The sequence below is a fragment of the Helicobacter sp. 11S03491-1 genome, from assembly GCF_002272835.1.
Taxonomy (GTDB): domain Bacteria; phylum Campylobacterota; class Campylobacteria; order Campylobacterales; family Helicobacteraceae; genus Helicobacter_J.
The window spans coordinates 1-1,838 of record NZ_MLAO01000023.1 but is presented as its reverse complement, the minus strand read 5'-3'; the positions used below and the strand labels follow the sequence as shown (position 1 = coordinate 1,838).

Genomic DNA, 1,838 nt, shown 5'->3' with positions numbered 1-1,838 from the left:
TTTCTGAATGAAAAATCCAATATGTTTGCTTTGAACAAAAAATACCAACAATTAAAGAATTATACTCGTATGTTAAAAGAGTTTCAAACTCAAGATTCCGGCTTTAATCCTAAGGAGGCTTTCAATAACATTCAAATCAAACAAAAAGAAGTTTTAGAACTCATAAACTCCAGAATTCAGCGACTGCTAAGAATTTATCAAAGCATTCAAACAGATATAAAAGAACAAGAAGAAAAGCTTAGCTCTTTTAATAAAGATTCTCTTGAAGATATTGATGCAATGCTAAAACTGGTTTCCAAACACTTAAGAAACTTAAAAACTTTAAGTTTTACGGGCAAAGAATTGCTTTTGGCTAAAAAAATCCTCTCGCCTAATCAAACTTTTAAAGATATCAACCAAAAAAGCCAAAATGAAATTACTGCACAAATCAAAGAAAAGGAACAATTGAGTATGAAATCTCTAAATTATCGCTTAAAACCAAAGTAAGCCTTTGGCTTGGGTTTTTATATGAAACTAAATAGAATCTGAGCCAACAAGAAGCCGGAGGAGATAAAAATAATAAAAAACAGGGATTATTTTCTCCCGGTGTTTGATTTTGTTTCTTCTTTGCGGTGGTCTTGGAATTTCTTTTGATTTTTTTCTTGAGGGGATTTGTGTTTGAAAACTTTATTTTTTTCTATTCCTTTGCCTTGCCATCTGAGTAAGTCTTGATGGATTTTTTCATATCCTTGTATAAAAAATTCTTTGTAGGGTTCGTAGTCGCCTGTATGATAATATACAACAAGCGCCTTACGATATTGTGAATAAACACTTTCATCATATTCGGTAATGATAAAAGGCATTACTTTATCATTTTTAAAAGAAATAAACTGCATTGTTCTGGCTGTCCTTTTATTGCAGTCTTGAAAATATTGCAAATAGGCTAAGTTATGATGAAGATAAATAGCTCTGTTGAAAGGGTCATGAATGCTTTGATAGATTTTGAATAAATAATCTAATTCGGCATTAAGCCTATCCCCGCTTGATAATGGAATATAGGTGCTACCACTTATTTTGACATCCATGTTTCTCATTGATCCAAGATTTTGTCTTTGAACCAAATCTTTAGCAATGAAGCTATGAATTTCTTTAAGAGTATTTTTATTGATGGGATAGTTAATGGTTAAGATATTTTTATAGGCTTCTTTGAGATTTAAAATCATGATGGCATCGGTATATTTTTTGCCTCCGGCAGTGATGCCCATCTCTAATAAATCAAGTGTCTCAAATCGATCATAAGTATTCCCTTCAATCTTAGCAGAGGTATAGACAAAATCAAATCCATATGCCTCTATCAAACCCTTATCCCCCGTAGAATTCAAAAATACTTCCAGGGGCATATCTTGTGTCATCTCATGGAGTATTTTGAGTTCTTTTTCATTCCAAATATTCATATTGTCCAAAAATTGAGGGTTATAATCCATCTTATATCCTTATTTAGCTTTCGAGTTTTTTGATTTTATTTAATAATTTTTCTTTCATCTCAAACTTTCTTTTTTGAATACTCTCAAAAATAGCCTGTTGGATAAAAGAACTTTTGCTCTCTCCAAATTCTCCAAAATCTCCCAGAAACTCTTCAAGTTCTGTGATAATTTTTTTGCTAAGGGAGATAGTATAGTTTTTTTTCTCTTCTTTTTCTTGGATTTGCTTGATGGGAGTATTTATGCTTTGAGATTTCTTGAGATTGAGTTTTTCATCAAGCTTGGCTGAGAGTTCATCAATGGTTTGCAATTTTAAATCCTCTTGACTCTCTTTTTCTTTACTTGGATTTTGTTTTGATTTTTTGAATTGGATTGAAG

The 1,838-nt window shown here is 31.4% G+C and carries 3 protein-coding genes; 1 reads left to right on the top strand and 2 read right to left on the bottom strand.

All coding sequences use genetic code 11. The features are described from left to right. The coding region (locus tag BKH45_RS08640; RefSeq protein WP_180675732.1) for a hypothetical protein at positions 1-486 on the top strand (486 nt) is incomplete at its 5' end. Between the two features lie 86 nt (positions 487-572). On the opposite strand, the gene BKH45_RS08635 is transcribed toward BKH45_RS08640, so the two are convergent. Both BKH45_RS08635 and BKH45_RS08630 read right to left on the bottom strand, forming a co-directional pair. Continuing rightward, entirely contained in the window at positions 573-1,463 is an 891-nt protein-coding gene (locus BKH45_RS08635; RefSeq protein WP_095275074.1) for a Fic family protein, read from the bottom strand. Positions 1,464-1,476: 13 nt separating this feature from the next. Beyond that, positions 1,477-1,838, bottom strand: a 362-nt coding sequence (locus BKH45_RS08630; RefSeq protein ID WP_095275073.1) for a hypothetical protein, incomplete at its 5' end; no start/stop codon positions are given.